We start from the raw sequence: 16,148 nt of genomic DNA, 5'->3' as shown, positions 1-16,148 counted from the left end.
CGACCGATAGACACGCCGCCCGCCGCCGACTTCCGGGGCGGCCCGGTCCTCGGCATCGAGACCTCGTGCGACGAGACCTCGGCCGCCGTCGTGGACGAAAGCGGGATACGGGGCCTCGCGATCGCCTCGCAGGACGCGCACGCCGCGTTCGGGGGCGTCGTGCCGGAGATCGCCGCCCGCGAGCACCTCCGCTCGCTCGACGCGATGGTGCGGCACGCCATGCGGGAAGCGGAGGTCGGCCACGCGCACATCGCGGGCGTCGGCGTGACGGCGGGCCCCGGGCTGGTCGGCGCCCTGCTCGCGGGCGTGAACTGGGCCAAGGCCTACGCCTTCGCGCGCGGGCTTCCTCTCCTCGGCGTCCATCACATGGAGGGGCACCTGTTCGGCACCGCGCTCGAGCACGAGGACGCGCAGCCCCCCTTCATCGGCCTCCTCGTATCGGGCGGACACACCCTCCTGCTGGAGGCGCGCGCGTGGGGGCGCTACCGCCTCCTGGGCGGGACGCGGGACGACGCGGCGGGCGAGGCGTTCGACAAGGTCGCGCGCCGGCTCGGACTGCCGTATCCCGGCGGGCCACAGATCCAGCGCGCGGCGGAGCGGAGCAAGGCGGCCGGCGGTGGGCCGGGACGTTTCCGGCTCCCGCGTCCGATGCTGAGCCGGCGCGACCTGCCCGGCGATCCCGCGTACTACGACATGTCCTTCTCCGGCCTGAAGACGGCCGTGGCGCGGATCGCCGAAGGACTGGAGGAGGAGGGCGCCCTCGCCGACGCCGTCGACGACCTGGCGGCGGAGTTTCAGGAGGCCGTGGTCGACGTCCTCGCCGAGAAGACGCGACGCGCCGTGGAACAGACGGGTTGCGGGCGGGTCGTGCTGGGCGGGGGAGTGGCGCGGAACTCCCGTCTTCGTGAAGGTTTAGCCGAGCGTCTGGGCTCGTCCGGAGTGCTGTACGCCCCGTCTCCCCGCCTCGCGACGGACAACGCGGCGATGATCGCCGCGGCCGCGCGGTTCCGCCTGGCGAGAGGGGAACGCAGCCCGTGGTCGCTCAACGCCGAAGCGGCGCTCGCGTTTCCCGGCCTCGCATGACGGCCGGCACGCGAGCCATGACCGCCAACGACCGACACAGCAGCCAACGAGGAGCGTACCAGACGTGTATCCCGAACTCTTCACACTGACGCTGCCCGTTCTCGGCGAGATCACCATCACCACCTTCGGGGTGATGATGGCGCTCGCCTTTCTGAGCGGGTACATGGTGCTGCGCGCGGAAACGACGCGTCTCGGCGCCGGGCGCGACCTCGCGGCGGACATGCTGCTGGGGGCGCTGATCGGCGGCATCGTCGGGGCGAAGATCTACTACGTCCTCCTCTACTGGGAGCAGACCGCGGCCGATCCGCTGGGGATGCTCTTCTCGCGCAGCGGACTCGTCTGGTACGGCGGGTTCATCGGCGGGTGCATCGGCGTCCTGTGGGTGCTGCGCCGAAGCCCCGTCACCCCCGGCCTCGGGGTGGACGCGATCGCGCCCGCGCTCCCGCTCGCCTACGGGATCGGCCGCATCGGCTGCTTACTCGTCGGCGACGACTACGGGAGTCCGACGGAATCGTGGGTCGGCATCGCCTTCCCCAACGGCCTGCCGCCCACGACCGCCGGCAACCTGCGGCGTTTCGGGGCGGAGGTGGACCCCGCGATCCCAGACGCCGAGGTCCTCGCCGTCCACCCCACGCAGATCTACGAGACGGGACTCTCGCTCATCATCTTCTTCATCCTGTGGCGGCTGCGGCGGCACCCGCACGTCCAGGGGTGGCTCTTCGGCATGTGGCTCTGGATGGCCGCGGTCGAGCGCTTCGTCATCGAGATCTTCCGCGCCAAGGACGACCGCTTCTTCGGAGGCTTCACGCTCGCCCAGGTGATCTCGGTCCTCCTGTTCGCGGGGGGCATCGCGCTCGTCGTCAGGCTGCGCCGCCGGGCCGCAGAGGCGGCGGTGTGAAACCCGCGGCTCTGGCCGGGCTGGCGCTGGCCGTCACCCTCGCAGGGCCGCCTTCGTTCGTCGGGCCGTCGCCGCACCTCGGGCCGTCTCCGCTCAGCGCGCAGGCGGCCGGCGAGGCGGGTCCGCGCCGCGCCGAGGTCACCTCCCTCCGCTTCCGCGGCAACGAGACGCTCTCCGACGGGGAGTTGCGCGCAGTGATCACCACGCGCAGCACCGAATGCACGAGCCTCCTGCTGTCTCCCTTCTGCCTGGTGACGAACTGGGGGTTCGCGCACCGACGGGCGTATCTCGACACGCTCGCCGTCAGGGTCGACGCCGACCGGCTCCGGCTGTACTACAACTTCCGCGGGCACTTCGAGGCGGACGTCCGCCACGTCGTCCGCACGAACGGCGTCGACGCCAGCGTCGCCTTCGTCATCGAGGAAGGTCCGGCGACCCTCATCGACGAATTCGCCCTCGAGGGGCTGCCCGAAGCCCTCGGCGCGGAGGAGGCCGCGGCCCTCGTCGACATCGGCGTCGGCGCCCCCTTCGATCGCGGGCGGCTCCAGGCCGGCGTGGACAGCCTCATCGGTTCGCTGCGCCGCCAGGGCTACGTCAATGCGATGGCGCTGGAGGATTTTGCGCGCGGGCGGGATGGGACCGCGCAGGTGGCGCTCGACGTCCGCCCCGGCGCCCGCTATCGCCTGAGGGAGATCCGCATCGAGGGCGGCGAGACGATCGGCGAGGACGTGATCCGCGACCTCTTCCCCCTGCGCGCCGGCGACTACTACAACCAGGAGGCCGAGCTGGAGGGGCAGCGGAACCTCTTCGGCCTCGAGGCCATCCGCTTCGCCTCGATCCGCCGGGAATCGACGCCCCCCGAGGCCGCCACCGCCGATTCGACGCTCGATCTCGTCGTCCAGGTCACGCCGGCCCCGCCGCGGGCGGCCCGCCTCGGGGGCGGCTGGAGTACCGACCAGTGCCTGCGCACCGAGGCGCGGCTGACGCACCGCAACCTCTTCGGCGGGGCCCGGCGGCTGCAGCTCACCGGCCAGCTCGGCAACATCGCCGCGGACCAGTTCGACGGGTCCTTCCCCTGCTCCCAGGTCGGCGCCGACCCCGACTTCCGGACGCTGAACTACCGGCTCCAGGCGGAACTGCTCCTCCCCGTCGCCCTGTCGGCCGAGAACAGCTTCAGCGCCCGGCTCTTCGTCGAACGGGAGACGATCCCCGACGTCTTCATCCAGGAAGGCTTCGGTGCCGAGATCGGTCTGACGCGCCAACTCGGGCGCCGGGCGTCCGCCACCCTCTCCTACTCCCCGGGCTACACCGGCTTCGGCGAGCAGTCCGCGGACATCTTCTTCTGCATCAACTTCGGTTTCTGCGAACCCGAGGACATCGTCACCGTGACGCGGTCGCGCTGGCTGGCGCCCCTCACCCTCACGGGGCTCTACAACGAGACGGACGACGCGCTCCGCCCGACCCGCGGCTACTACCTGACGGCGGAGGGGGAGGTCGCCCACGAGATGACGGGCTCGCAGTACCGGTACGCCCGGATCGTGGCGCAGGCCGCCCTCTTCCGGGAACTCGAACCCGGTCTCGTGCTCGCGGCGCGGGCGCGGACCGGCATCGTCCGCTTCCCCGGCACCCGCATCTTCACGCCCGGCGCCCCCCGCACCGACCGGCTCATCCATCCGTCCCGGCGCTTCTTCGTCGGCGGCTCGCAGAGCGTTCGCGGCGTGGGCCAGAACCTCCTCGGCCCCCGCGTGCTCGTGGCCGATGAGGCGGAAGACTGCCCGACGGGAGATTTCGAGGCGTGCGTCCAACGGCTCGCGACGCAGAACCCCGCCGCCTTCGACGAGCGGCCGCGCGGCGGCGACGCCCACCTGGAGCTGAGCATCGAACTGCGCCGGTACCTGAGCGACCGATGGAGTCTCGTCTTCTTCGGGGATGCGGGAAGCGTCTCGCAGCGGCTCACGGAGCTTCGAAAGCTCCATTGGACGCCCGGCCTGGGACTCCGCTACGCGAGCCCGATCGGTTCCATCCGGCTCGATATCGGGTACAATACAACATTCGCGACCGAGCTACCGGCAATTGTTTCGACGGAGGACGGAACCTTGGTCCAAATGCCGCAGCCCGTCAGGTTCGACCCCTTCCGGTTCGATGATCCGCACCCCCTGCTGGAACTCTGGCGCCGCGTGCAGATCCACGTGTCCATCGGAGAAGCGTTTTGAGCGCGTCCGGCTCCGACGGGTCCGCGCGCGAGGCCAACGGGTCGGAGTCCGCGCCGGCGCCGCGCCGCCGCCGCATCGCGCTGCCGCTCGCCGTCGTCGCGAGCCTGCTGGTGATCGGCGTCTTCATCGGGGTTACGCAGACCGCCGGGGGCCGGGACGCCGCCCTGTCGCTGCTCGAGAGCGCCCTCGCCCGCAGCGTGAACGGGGAGGTGCGCATCGGCCACGCGATTTCGGGGAATCTCCTCAGCGACCTCACGGTCTCCCGGTTCGAGATCCTCGACGCGGACGGGGAACTGTTCCTGGCCCTCGACACCGTCACGATGGAGCACGACCCGCTGGCGCTCCTGCGGCAGCAACTCGACGTGGGCCGGCTCCACGCCCGCGGTCTGGACCTCCGCCTCCGCCAGTACCCGGACGGCCGCTGGAACTACGACCGCATCTTCGAACCGCCCCCGCCGCCGCTGCCCGCCGCAACGCCGGCCCCGTCCGCACCGCCGCCACCGAACCCGGCGGCCGAGCCGGGGGCCGTGACGGCGGCCTCGCTCCTTCCGGCACCGCAGGCGCCCGGCGCCCCGCAGGCCGCGCTCGGCATCCTCCTGCACGACGCGACGGTCGCCTCCGGCCGCATCGAGATCCGTACCCCGTGGACGGCAACGATGACGGGAGCCGCGAGGGCGGAGGCGTTGCGCGAGGCGCGGGCGGGGGAGTCGCCGTGGGCCCTGCGGGAGCGGCCGGATGGCGAGTTCGAGCGCGTGTTCGAACTGACGAACCTCAGCGGCCGGTTCCCGGTGGCGCGCGTGACGGATCCCGAGGCTCCGTTCATGATCGAGGTCGAGGAGGCGGCCGGCACGCTGCTCGCCGTGAACCAGCCGCTCGATCTCTCGAACCTGCGGATGAATCTGACCATCGGCGACACGGCCCACCTGGAGATCGAGACGTTCGAGACGGACCAGTCCACGATCCGCGGGGAAGGGTGGATGGCCTCGAACGGCGTCGATTTCGAGTTCGCGCTGGAGGCGAACCCGCTCGACGTCCGGGACCTCCGCTGGCTGCCCATCGACCTGCCCGAGACCGGTGGCGGCCCCATGTCCATCGACCTCAGCGGCCGCGGCGGCGACGCGGTCGTGGACGTCGCGAACGGAGACTTCCGAACCGGCCAGACCCGGATGACCGGAGGGTTCGCCCTCGCCCTCGACCGGCGTCCCCGGTTCCAGCGCATCGGCGTTACGCTGGCGCCCTTCGATCTCGCGCACCTGGGCCCGCTCCTCGGACAGGACTCCGTGTCCGCGGACGGCGAGGCGGCCGCGCCCGGCCCGGTTGCCGCCGCGGCGCCGGAGACGCCGCCGGGCACGATGCGCGGCACGCTGCGTGGCTCGGGCTACGTCGACGACCTGATGATCATCGCCGATCTTACGCTGCACGACCCCGATCCGGACACGCCGCCTTCCAGCCTGCAGGCCCGGGGCGGCGTCGGCATCGGCGAGGAGTTCTTGAGCCTGCGGCGCCTCGGCGTGGAAGTCGCCGCCTTCGAGTCCCGCTGGACCCGTCTCATCGGCATGGACCTGGGGATCGACGGGCGCTTCGAGGGGACCCTCACCCTCGACCGAGAACAGGACAGCGGCGTCGCCTTCGACGGCGCCGTCGAGCACCGGACGCCGGCCGGCGACCGCTCGCGCTTCGCGGGTTCCGGGTTCCTTAACCTCGCCCGGTCGCAGGTCGACGCGGCGATCGACGCGAACCCGCTGGCGCTCACGCTGCTGCGCCCCTGGGCCCCGGGAATCGAACTGGCGGGCACCGTGACCGGTCCCATCCGGGCGCGCGGGAGTCTCGAGGCGCTGGCCCTCGAGGCGGAACTCGAATCCGCGCGCGGCCGGCTCACCCTGAACGGCGACTTCGATCTCGCGGCGGAGGAACTGCGCTACGACACCGAGATCGAGGGCACGGACCTTTCGCTGGACCAGTGGGTCGAGGGCGCCCCGGCGTCGCGGCTCGCCGTGCGCGGGCGCGTGCAGGGAGAGGGGCTCGATCCCGCGACGCTCGAGGCCGTCTTCGACGTCGAAATCCTCCCCTCGCAGGTGGACCAGGCCGAGATCTTCGACAGTCGCGTGCGGCTGCGGGTGGCCGACGGCGTGGCGACGATCGACAGCGCCTTCCTCGCCTCCGACGTGGGGACGCTCTCGGTGCAGGGCGACTTCGGGCTCGCGGAGGAGCGGAGCGGGCAGATCGCCTTCGAGGCGGAAGCCCCCGACCTCTCCGACTGGGACCGGTGGGTCGTGGACGAGATTCCGGGCGGCGCGGCGGCCGAGGCGGGCGAGGCGCTGTTCGATACCATCGAGGAGCTGCTGGGCCGGGCCCGGCGGGACCGGCAACCGACGGAGGGGCTGGAAGGCCGGCTCGTGACGCGGGGGACCGCCACGGGCCGCTGGGGAGACTTCACGCTCGACGCCGACATCGACGCTTCGGGTGCGCGTTTCCGCAGCTATCGCGCCGGAGACTTCTCCGCCCGCGTCGAACTGTTCGACCCGCCGCGCCTCGGCGACCTGCGCTCCCGGTTCACGGCGACGAACGTCGAGCTGGATGGGCGGCGGGTGGATTCGCTCTCCGTGCGGCTCGCCCGCTCGGGCACCGCCGAGCCCGGCGCCGACGCGCTGGACGCCGAATTCTACGCGCAGCGCGACTCCAGCCTCGAAGTCTCGGGCCGCGGCGTCGTGGTCGGGGGCGACCTCTGGAGCGCCGGCCTGACGGATCTCCGCCTCCGTCTCGGCAAGCTCGAGTCCACCCTCCAGACGCCCGCCAGGGTCGTTTACTCCGACTCGGCGCTGCTCGTGGAGGACCTCTTCCTGAACGGCCAACTCGGCCGGCTCCGCGCCGACGGCCGCATCCCCGCCGCCGGCGAAGGATCGCTCGCGGTGGAGATCCTCGGCGTGCGCGTGGACCAGTTCGGCTACCTGCTCTCGGAGCAACCGATCCTCGGAGGCACCTTCGGAGGACGGGTGACGGCGACGGGCACGCTGGCGGAACCCGTGGTGACGGCGGAATTCGAGGTCCTCGATCCGTCCCTCCAGCACCAGGGCTACGATGCGCTCAACGCGCGCGTGGACTATGCCGATCGCGAACTCGCGGGAGAGGTCGACCTCGTCGACGGCGGCGCCCTCCTCGGGCGACTCGGGGGCTCCGTGGCGACGGACCTCGCGATCCTGCCCGTGGAGCGCCGCCTCCTCGACGATCCGTTCGACCTCGACCTGACCGGCGACCGCCTCCCGCTGGCGCTCGTCGAACTCGTGCTGCCGACCTTCGAGGCGGTGACCGGCATCGCCGAGTCCGACCTCTCGATTCGCGGCGCCCCCGGCGCCCTCCGCTACGACGGCGCCCTGCGCCTCGTGAACGGGCGCGGCTGGGTGCCGGACCTCGGCGTCTGGCTCACCGACGTCGGCGCCCGCATTGCCTTCCGGGGCTCGTCGATCGCCCTCGTCGATTCGGCCTACGTGGGGTCTGATCTCGGCGGGTCGCTGCGGACGCGCGGCACCGTGGACATCGCCCGGATCACCAACCCGGTCTTCGCCCTCGACTTCGACGCGGACGAGTTCCACGGCATCGTGCGCAACGACATGGAGTTCGCCGTGAGCGGCCGGGCGCGGCTCGACAGCGCCTACGCGAGACCCTGGGTGAGCGGCGACGTCGTCCTCTCCGACGGATTCCTGGAGCAGGACGAGTTCCTCCGCGGACTCGAAGTCTTCAATCCCGGCGACGTGGAGGTGTTCGACTTCCTCGACGCGTCCGCGGAAGGCGTGCTGGCACAGTTCCGGAACCCGTTCCTCGACAACCTCGTGCTGGACGCGAACGTCGATCTCGGCTCCAACCTCCGTCTGCAGTCGGGACGGCTCGATGCCGAGGTCGTCGGGGAAGGGATCTCCGTCTACATGGACCGCCGCCTCGACATCCTCGACATCAGCGGAAGCGCCGAGATGCCGCGGGGCACCTACTTCTTCGACCGCGTGCCCCCCTATGTCCGGCCGCTCCGGATCACCGCGGGGAGCATGCAGTTCGTCGGGGACGCCGGCTTCAATCCCATCATCGACATCACCGCCGAATACCGGGACCGGACCATCGACGGCCCCGTGTTCGTCGAGGCCCGGATCACCGGCACCGCCATCGAGCCGGAGGTCCTGCTGACGAGCAACCCGCCCATGAGCGACACCGACCAGTACTGCCTGCTCGCGGTCGGGACGCCGTGCTACCGCTCCGCCGACCCGCAACTGGCCCAGAGGGTCGGGCAGCAGCTCCTCTTCGGTCCGCTGAGTTCCGGGCTCACGTCCGCGCTTGGGGCGACCGGCATCCGCTACCTCAACCTGACGCCGATCGCCGCCGGGCGCGGCGCCGGGACCGTCGCGAACCGGAGCCTGTTCGAGCGCACGGCGCTGGAAGTCGGGTGGGACGCGAGCAACACCCTCTTCCTCTCCTACTGGCAGCCGCTGGGCGGCGGGCCTCCGCGGGCAGCCCTGGACTGGGCGTTCCTCCCCGGCTGGTCCGTCGAAGCCGGCACCGCAAGCCGGTTCGACGAGCGGCTGTTCGGGCTCAGCCTGGGCACGAACGTCGCCAACGACCGCACCTACAGCCTCTTCCTCTTCCGCGAGTGGGAGTTCGGCGAAGGCTCCGGCTCTGACGGCGATTCCGGCGAGGACCCCGACCCCGGCGGGGGTCCCCGGTAGCATGTCCGGCGCGCACCTCTATCCCGATTCCGAGCGGTTCCTCGTGCTCCTCAACCCCGGCGCGGGGGGCGGAACCACGGGTCCCGAGACGCTGCGCCGGCGGCTGGGCGGCGCCTTCGCCGCGCGGGGCGTCCCCTTCGACATCATCGAGGCCGCGAATTCCGAGGAGGGTCTGGAGGTCGCCCGCGAGGCCGCGGAGCGCGGATACCGCGCCATCGTCGCGGCGGGGGGCGACGGCACCGTGAGCGTGGCCCTGCGCGGCGTCGCAGGAACGTCCGTGCCCGTGGCGATCGTCCCCTTCGGAACCGCCAATCAACTCGCCCTCAACTTCGACATTCCCACGTCGCTGGAGGACAGCGTGCGGGTCGCGGTCGAGGGGAAAGTGACCAGCATCGACCTCGCGGAGGCGAACGGAGAGACGTTCGCGCTCATGGCGGGCGCGGGCCTCGACGCGCAGGTCATGGCCGACGCCACCGCCGAACTCAAGAGCCGCCTCGGCTTCGGCGCCTACATCTACAGCGGACTCAAGAACGTCATCAACCGCCCCGGCGCCGACTTCCGGATCACCGCCGACGACCAGGAAGTGGAGGTGAAGGCGTCGATGGTCCTCGTCGCGAACGCGGGCCAGCTCGGGGCCGGCCCCCTTCCCGTGGAGTTCCGGATGGCGCCCGGGGCCTCGTTCCAGGACGGCCTCATCGACGTGTGCATCTACGCCCCCAGCAACCTCCCCGAGGTCGCCCGCATCATCTGGCGCGTCACGCGAAACCGGTTCTCGGGGGACGACAAGATCATCTACTTCCAGGCCCGCAGCGTCCGGATCGAGGCCGACCCGCCCGTCGCCATAGAGATCGACGGCGACCCCCGCGGCGAGACCCCGATGGAAGCGAAGGTCTCGCCGCAGGCCGCCCGGATCATCGTCCCCCGGTAGGGGTCCCGCCGCCGGCTGCCGCCGACGCGCGTTCCCGCGGGAACGTCAGCGGGGGTAGAGCAGGTAGGGGCGGCGGAGCGTCTCGAAGGCGGCGACGTCGGCCGCCCACTGCGAGGTGATTTCGTCGAGCGGGGCGCCGCGGTCGATGGCGAGCCGGAGGCCGTCCGAGCCCGCGAGACGGTCGAAGTGGCGCACCCTCCACTCCCAGGCGTCGCCGGAGAGCCGGCGCGCGGCGAGCAGCGCGGCCACGGCGGTCCGCACCGGGTCGTAGGCCGAGCGGTCCGTCACCGTGAGGCGGATCCCCGAGATCTCCTCCCCCCTGAACCTGCCGTCACTCGGCGACTCCGGCGTGAACGCGACTGCGCGGATCTCGACCCCCGGCAGGCGCGCGATCCCCGCCGCTGCCTCCGCGCCTGCCGCCTCCTCCGCGCCCGCGACGGCCGCGATCTCGGCTACCCAGGCTTCGCCGTCCAGCCACGGCGCGCCCAGCACCTGGAACGCCGTCGGCGTCCCGCGGCCGACCGAGAGGTTCGTCCCCTCGAACAGGCAGGTGCCGGGGTAGTGCGTGGCGCTCTCCAGCGACGGCATGTTGAGCGACGGCGCGATCCAGGGGAGGTCCGTCTCGTCGAACCAGCGCTCCGCGGACCAGCCCGCGGCCGGCACGACGTGCAACTCCACCTCCACGCCGAACGCCCCCCGGTACAGGCGCGCGAGTTCGCCCGCCGTGAGTCCGTGGCGCACCGGCACCGGGTACAGGCCGACGAAGGTCGCGAAGGCCGGGTCCAGCACGGGACCCTGAGTGAGGCCACCGATCGGATTCGGGCGATCGAGGACGATCATGGGGACGCCCGCGCGCCCGGCCGCCTCCATCGCGTACGCCATCGTCGACACGTAGGTGTAGTACCGTGCGCCGATGTCCTGGATATCGAACGCGAGCACGTCGACCGCAGCCAGCATCTCCGGCGTGGGCGCCCGCGTCTCGCCGTACAGCGAGTAGATCGGCAGCCCCGTCCCCTCGTCGATCGCGTCGTCGATTGCGGATCCCTCCGCCTCCGTGCCCCGGATCCCGTGCTCGGGCGCGAAGAGCGCCGTGAGTTCCGCGTCCGCGTAGCCGTGCAGGAGGTCGATGGAACTCGTGCCGTCGCGCCCCACGCCGCTCCGGTTCGTGATCAGCCCCACGCGCCGCCCGTCGATGAGATGCGAGGAATCCGCGAGCAGCACATCGATCCCCGGACGCACGGTCGCCGCGCCCCCCCCGGTCGATCCCGCCACCGCCGATTCCGCCTCCGCCCCGCTGGCTCCCGCTCCCGATTCCGGCCCTCCGCACGCGGTGATGGCGAGAAGGGGAAGAAGGAGAGGAAGAAGGAGAGGAAGAAGGGGGAGGAAACCGGCGAGCGGATTCATCTCGCGCCGCGTAGGTTCGGGGCAGCGAGCGCGAGACGCGGGGCGGGCGGAGGTCGACATGGTGCGGAGACTAGAGACGTTGGGCGGCCCCCGAAAGCGGGACGGGCAACGGAGGGCCATGGCGCGCGTGCGGAGGGAGGTCGCGCACGGCCGGACGGTCGTCGCCCTCGGGCTGGTCGCGGTCCTGGCCGTCGGCTCGTTCGCCTGCCGCTCCTCCTCCAGTCCCGCCGCTTCCGGTCCCGCCGCCGTGGGCCCCGCCGGTGCGGTTCCAGCCAGCGCGGGCGCCGCCGCTCCGAGCCCGGCCGCCCCCGGTTCGGCTCCCCCCGGTGCGGACCCTGCCGGCACGGTCGCCGCCGGCACGGTCGCCGCCGGTTCGGGTGCCGCTTCCGGTCCGGCCGGCTCCGGCGCCGCCGCTGCCCTCGGCGGCCATCCGCCGGTCGAGTCCGTCCTTTCCGCCGAGGCGCGGGCCTGGGTGGAGGAGACGCTGGCCGGTCTCAGCCTGCGCGAGCGGGTCGCGCAACTCGTGATGGTGTGGATGAGCGGCGGCTACGCCCCGCGCGACGACGAGGAGTTCACGCGCATCGAGTCCCTCGTGCGCGACGACGCGATCGGCGGGATCGTGATATCGCTCGGCACCCCCCTCGGGTACGCCGCGCGGCTGAACCGGCTGCAGGCCTCCGCCGACGTTCCCCTGCTCGTCGCCGCGGACTTCGAGGCCGGCGCCGGGTTCCGCGTCAGCGGCGTGTACGCGCTGCCGAACATGCTCGAGATGCCCGGCGCGACCGTCCTCCCCCCCGCGATGGCGCTCGGCGCGGCGGACGATGAGGACTACGCCTACTCCGCCGGCCGGATCACCGGCATCGAGGCGCGCGCCCTCGGCGTCCACATCGCCTTCGCGCCCGTGCTCGACGTCAACAACAACCCCGCCAATCCCATCATCAACACGCGCTCCTTCGGGGAAGACCCCGAGCGCGTGGCGGCGCTCGGCGCGGCGTTCATCCGGGGCGCGCGCGAAGCCGGCCTGCTCGCCACCGCCAAGCACTTTCCCGGCCACGGCGACACCGGGACGGACTCCCACGTCGCCCTCCCGGTCATTCCCGGCGACCGCGCCCGCCTCGACAGCCTCGAACTCGTCCCCTTCCGGCGCGCGATCGCCGAGGGCGTCGACGCGGTGATGACGGCCCACGTCGCGGCCCCCGGCATCCTCGGCGCCGGCGCCCCGCCCGCCACGCTGTCGCCGTACTTCATGACGGACATGTTGCGCGACGACCTCGGTTTCGACGGCGTCCTCTTCACCGACGCGCTCGACATGGCCGCCATCGCCGACGACTACGGGGCCAGCGAAGCCGCGATCCGCTCGCTGGAAGCGGGGAGCGACGTCCTGCTCATGCCGCGCGAGCCGCTGCGGGCCATCGCGGCCGTCGTCGGCGCCGTCCGCTCCGGCCGGCTCACGGCCGCGCGCATCGAGGCCTCCGCCCGGCGCGTCCTGGAGTTGAAGGCGCGGGCCCGCGTGCACGAAGCCGCGGAGGTCGATCCCGACGCCATCCCCCGGCTCGTCGGCACCCAGTGGCACGAGTCCTTCGCCCGCGGAGTCGCCGCGCGCTCCATCACGCTCGTGCGCAACGAGGCCGGCGCCGTGCCCCTCGACCCGCGCCAGTCGCGCTCCGTGCTCTCCGTCACCTTCGCCGGGACGAACGACCTCGCCGCCGGACGCGTCTTCAACCGCGAACTCGGCCAGGCCGTGCGCGTCCGCCGCGCCCGGATCGGCTTCGACGCCCACCCCGACGTCTACGAATCGCTCCTCCGGCGCGCCCGCTCCGCCGACGCCGTCATCTTCTCCGCCTACGTCCGGCCCGGCGCCGCCTCGGATTCCACCGACCTCCCCGAGGAGGTCCGGGACTTCTTCGACCGCCTCGGCGCCGCCGGCCGAACCCCCGTGCTCGTCTCCTTCGGGAGCCCCTACCTGCTCAACTCCGTGCCGGACGCGGAGACGTACCTCATCGCGTGGGGCGGAGCGGACGCCTCGCAGGAAGCCGCCGCGCTCGCCCTTCTCGGCGCGCCGGTCTCCGGCCGCCTGCCGATCTCGCTCCCGCCCCGCCACGCGCTCGGCGATGGCCTGACCAGCGGCGGAAGCGCGGATGCGGAAGCGGGGCCGGCGGCCATCGATCCGGCGGCCGTCGATCCGGCGCGCATCGACAGACTCGGTCCCCCGGTCGCCGACGGACGCATGCGGCTCCCGTGGGAGGAGTGGCCCGTCAATGTGGGGATGGATGGAGATTCCCTCGCGCGCGTGGACCGGATCATCGACGCGGCGATCGCGGACGGCGCGGCGCCCGGCGCGGTGCTCGCCGTGGGACGGGGGGACCGCGTCGTCCGGCTGCGCGGCTACGGCAACCTGGACTGGGCCTCCTCCGCCACGCTGCCGCCGGACGCTGCCGCGACGGACTCGAGCCTGTACGACCTCGCGTCGCTCACGAAGGTCGTCGCCACCACGACCGGAGTCATGCAACTCATCGACCGCGGCCGTCTCTCTCTCGACACCCGCATCGGCGAGCACCTGCCGGAGTGGTCGCAGGGGTGGAAGCGCGACGTCACCGTCCGCCACCTGTTGACGCACCAGGGGGGGCTGCCGCCCTTCCTGCCATTCTGGCGCACCCTCCGGGGAGAAGAGGCGTACCGGGAGGCGATCGCGGCCCTCGAACCCGATTACGAGCCGGGGGAGGACGGCGACCCGACCGTCTATTCCGACATCGGGTTCATGACGCTGGGATTCCTGATCGAGGAAGTCTCGGGACAGCCGTTCGACTACTACCTCCATGAGTCCATCTTCCGGCGGCTGGGGATGACGGAGACCTGGTTCGAGCCGCCCCCCTCGCTGTACCGCCGGACGGCGCCGACCGAGGTGGACACCGTCTACCGGCACCGGCACGTGCACGGGGAGGTACACGACGAGAACGCCCACGCGCTGGAGGGCGTGGCGGGACACGCGGGACTCTTCTCGTCGGCGCGCGACCTCTCGAAGTTCGCCGCCTGGATCCTCGCCGCCGCGCGCGAAGGGCGGGGTCTCGCCGCCGCCGACCGCCCCCCGCCCGGGCCGTACACCCGGTCGTTCTCCGCCCGTCTCGACTCGCCCTCGCCGGAGGTCGTGGCGCGGTTCACGGCGCGGGCCGCCCCCGCCTCGAGCCGGGCGCTGGGCTGGGACACTCCCTCCGGACGCTCGTCGGCGGGGGACTACTTCGGTGAAGACGCGTTCGGACACACCGGCTTCACCGGCACGAGCTTCTGGGTGGATCCGGAGCTGGACCTGTTCGTCGTCCTGCTCACGAACCGCGTGAACCCGACCCGGAACAACCGAAAGCACATCGCGCTGCGGCGCGCCGTGCACGACGCCGTCGCGACCTCGATCCGTGATCAGGTCGTCCGCCCCCGCGACCCCGGCGGCGCGGGCGGCCCGCCGCCTTCGGGCTCCGACCGCTGACCTCTCTCGACCTCGCGATCCTCGTCGTCTACCTCGGCGGGATCACCGCCTGGGGGGCGTGGCTCGGCAGGGGCGCGCGCGGGGGAGAGGAGTATTTCCTCGGCCGTCGCGACCTGCCGTGGGTCGTCGTCCTCCTGTCCGTCGTGGCGACGGAGACGAGCACGCTCACCTTCCTCTCCATCCCCGGCATCGCCTACGGCGGGTCGCTCGCCTTCGTGCAGATCGCGGCCGGCTACGTGCTCGGGCGGATCGCGGTCGCCTCCTGGCTGCTGCCGGCGTACCGCGAGGGGCGCCTGCGGACGGCTTACGAGTTGCTGGAGGCCCGGTTCGGGACGGAGACCCGCCGGCTGACCTCCGGCATCTTCATGATCACGCGCCTCCTCGCGGATTCCGTGCGGCTCTTCGCGACGGCGATCCCGCTCACGCTCGTCACCGGGTGGCCGCTCATCGCCTCCGTCCTCGTGATCGGGGCCGTCACCTTCATCTATACCTTCATCGGCGGCATCCGCGCGGTCGTGTGGGTCGACGCCTCGCAGATGGCGCTCTACCTGGCCGGCGGGCTCATCGCCCTCGTCGTCCTCGCCGGCGCCGTCCCCGGCGGGTGGCCCGAAATCCTCGCCCGCGCCGGGGAGGCCGGGAAGCTCACCGTCATCGACCCCTCCCTCGACTTCGGGCGACCCTACACGCTGTGGGCCGGACTGCTCGGCGGCGCCTTCCTCTCCATGGGCTCTCACGGCGCGGACCAGCTCATCGTCCAGCGCCTCCTCGCCTGCCGCGACCTCGCCGCCAGCCGCCGCGCCCTCGTCGGCAGCGGCTTCGCCGTCCTCTTCCAGTTCACCCTCTTCCTCTTCGTTGGCTTGGGCCTCTGGGCGTGGTACGACGGAGCCGCCTTCGTGCGTGCCGACGAGATCTTCGCGGGGTTCATCGTTGAAGCGCTCCCCGCCGGCGTCCGCGGCCTGCTCATCGCGGGCGTGTTCGCGGCCGCCATGTCTACGCTCTCCAGTTCCATCAACGCGCTATCATCGACGGCGGCGTACGACTTCTGGGCGGCGTCCCGCCCGGAGGCGGACGAGCGCCGGATCCTGCGCGTGGGGAGGATCGCGGCCGTGGCGTGGACGGCCCTGCTCGTGGCGGCGGCGATCGGGTTCATCCCGCTGAGCGAGGAGAGCACCGCCGTGGAGGTGTCGCTCGGGATCGCGTCGCTCGTCTACGGCGGACTGCTGGGGGCGTTCGCGCTCGCCCGCTTCTCGCGCCGGGCCACGAGCCGCTCGGCCCGGATCGGAATCCTGTTCGGGATCGGGTCCGTCACCGCGATATGGATCGGGGCCCGGGCCGCGGTCGCTTGGCCGTGGTTCGTCCTCATCGGCACGGCGATTACGGTGGCGGTCGGCCTCCTCGCCGGCTCCCGCCGCGGTGCGGCAGCGTCGGAATGAAG

8 protein-coding genes are annotated in these 16,148 nt (G+C 72.3%); 7 read left to right on the top strand and 1 reads right to left on the bottom strand.

Annotated elements, in window-relative coordinates:
- From tsaD to RN743_RS15500, 5 genes are all read left to right on the top strand, one after another.
- The coding region (tsaD, locus tag RN743_RS15520) for a tRNA (adenosine(37)-N6)-threonylcarbamoyltransferase complex transferase subunit TsaD (protein WP_310781159.1) at positions 1-1,083 on the top strand (1,083 nt) is incomplete at its 5' end.
- A gap of 64 nt (positions 1,084-1,147) precedes the next feature.
- A complete protein-coding gene (locus RN743_RS15515; RefSeq protein WP_310781157.1) occupies positions 1,148-1,981 on the top strand; it encodes a prolipoprotein diacylglyceryl transferase in 834 nt (277 codons plus the stop codon).
- Positions 1,978-4,194, top strand: coding sequence for a BamA/TamA family outer membrane protein (locus RN743_RS15510; protein ID WP_310781155.1), 2,217 nt, complete (start codon positions 1,978-1,980; stop codon positions 4,192-4,194). Before RN743_RS15515 ends, RN743_RS15510 begins: the two co-directional genes overlap by 4 nt.
- Entirely contained in the window at positions 4,191-8,903 is a 4,713-nt protein-coding gene (locus tag RN743_RS15505) for a translocation/assembly module TamB domain-containing protein (protein ID WP_310781153.1), read from the top strand. The genes RN743_RS15510 and RN743_RS15505 overlap by 4 nt, the downstream gene beginning before the upstream one ends.
- A gap of 1 nt (position 8,904) precedes the next feature.
- The gene (locus tag RN743_RS15500) at positions 8,905-9,831 is read left to right on the top strand and encodes a diacylglycerol kinase family lipid kinase (RefSeq protein ID WP_310781151.1); all 927 of its coding nucleotides are present in this window, start codon (positions 8,905-8,907) and stop codon (positions 9,829-9,831) included.
- 45 nt (positions 9,832-9,876) lie between these two features.
- Here RN743_RS15500 and RN743_RS15495 read toward each other — a convergent pair whose 3' ends face one another.
- Entirely contained in the window at positions 9,877-11,235 is a 1,359-nt protein-coding gene (locus RN743_RS15495) for a DUF1343 domain-containing protein (RefSeq protein WP_310781149.1), read from the bottom strand.
- A gap of 58 nt (positions 11,236-11,293) precedes the next feature.
- Between RN743_RS15495 and RN743_RS15490 the strand changes: the two genes are divergently transcribed.
- Together RN743_RS15490 and RN743_RS15485 are read left to right on the top strand one after the other, a co-directional pair.
- The gene (locus tag RN743_RS15490) at positions 11,294-14,713 is read left to right on the top strand and encodes a glycoside hydrolase family 3 N-terminal domain-containing protein (RefSeq protein ID WP_310781147.1); all 3,420 of its coding nucleotides are present in this window, start codon (positions 11,294-11,296) and stop codon (positions 14,711-14,713) included.
- The gene (locus RN743_RS15485; RefSeq protein ID WP_310781163.1) at positions 14,710-16,146 is read left to right on the top strand and encodes a sodium:solute symporter; all 1,437 of its coding nucleotides are present in this window, start codon (positions 14,710-14,712) and stop codon (positions 16,144-16,146) included. The genes RN743_RS15490 and RN743_RS15485 overlap by 4 nt, the downstream gene beginning before the upstream one ends.
- Positions 16,147-16,148: the final 2 nt, after the last annotated feature.

The sequence above is a fragment of the Candidatus Palauibacter scopulicola genome (assembly GCF_947581915.1).
Lineage (GTDB): Bacteria > Gemmatimonadota > Gemmatimonadetes > Palauibacterales > Palauibacteraceae > Palauibacter > Palauibacter scopulicola.
This window is presented reverse-complemented; position numbering and strand designations above follow the sequence as displayed.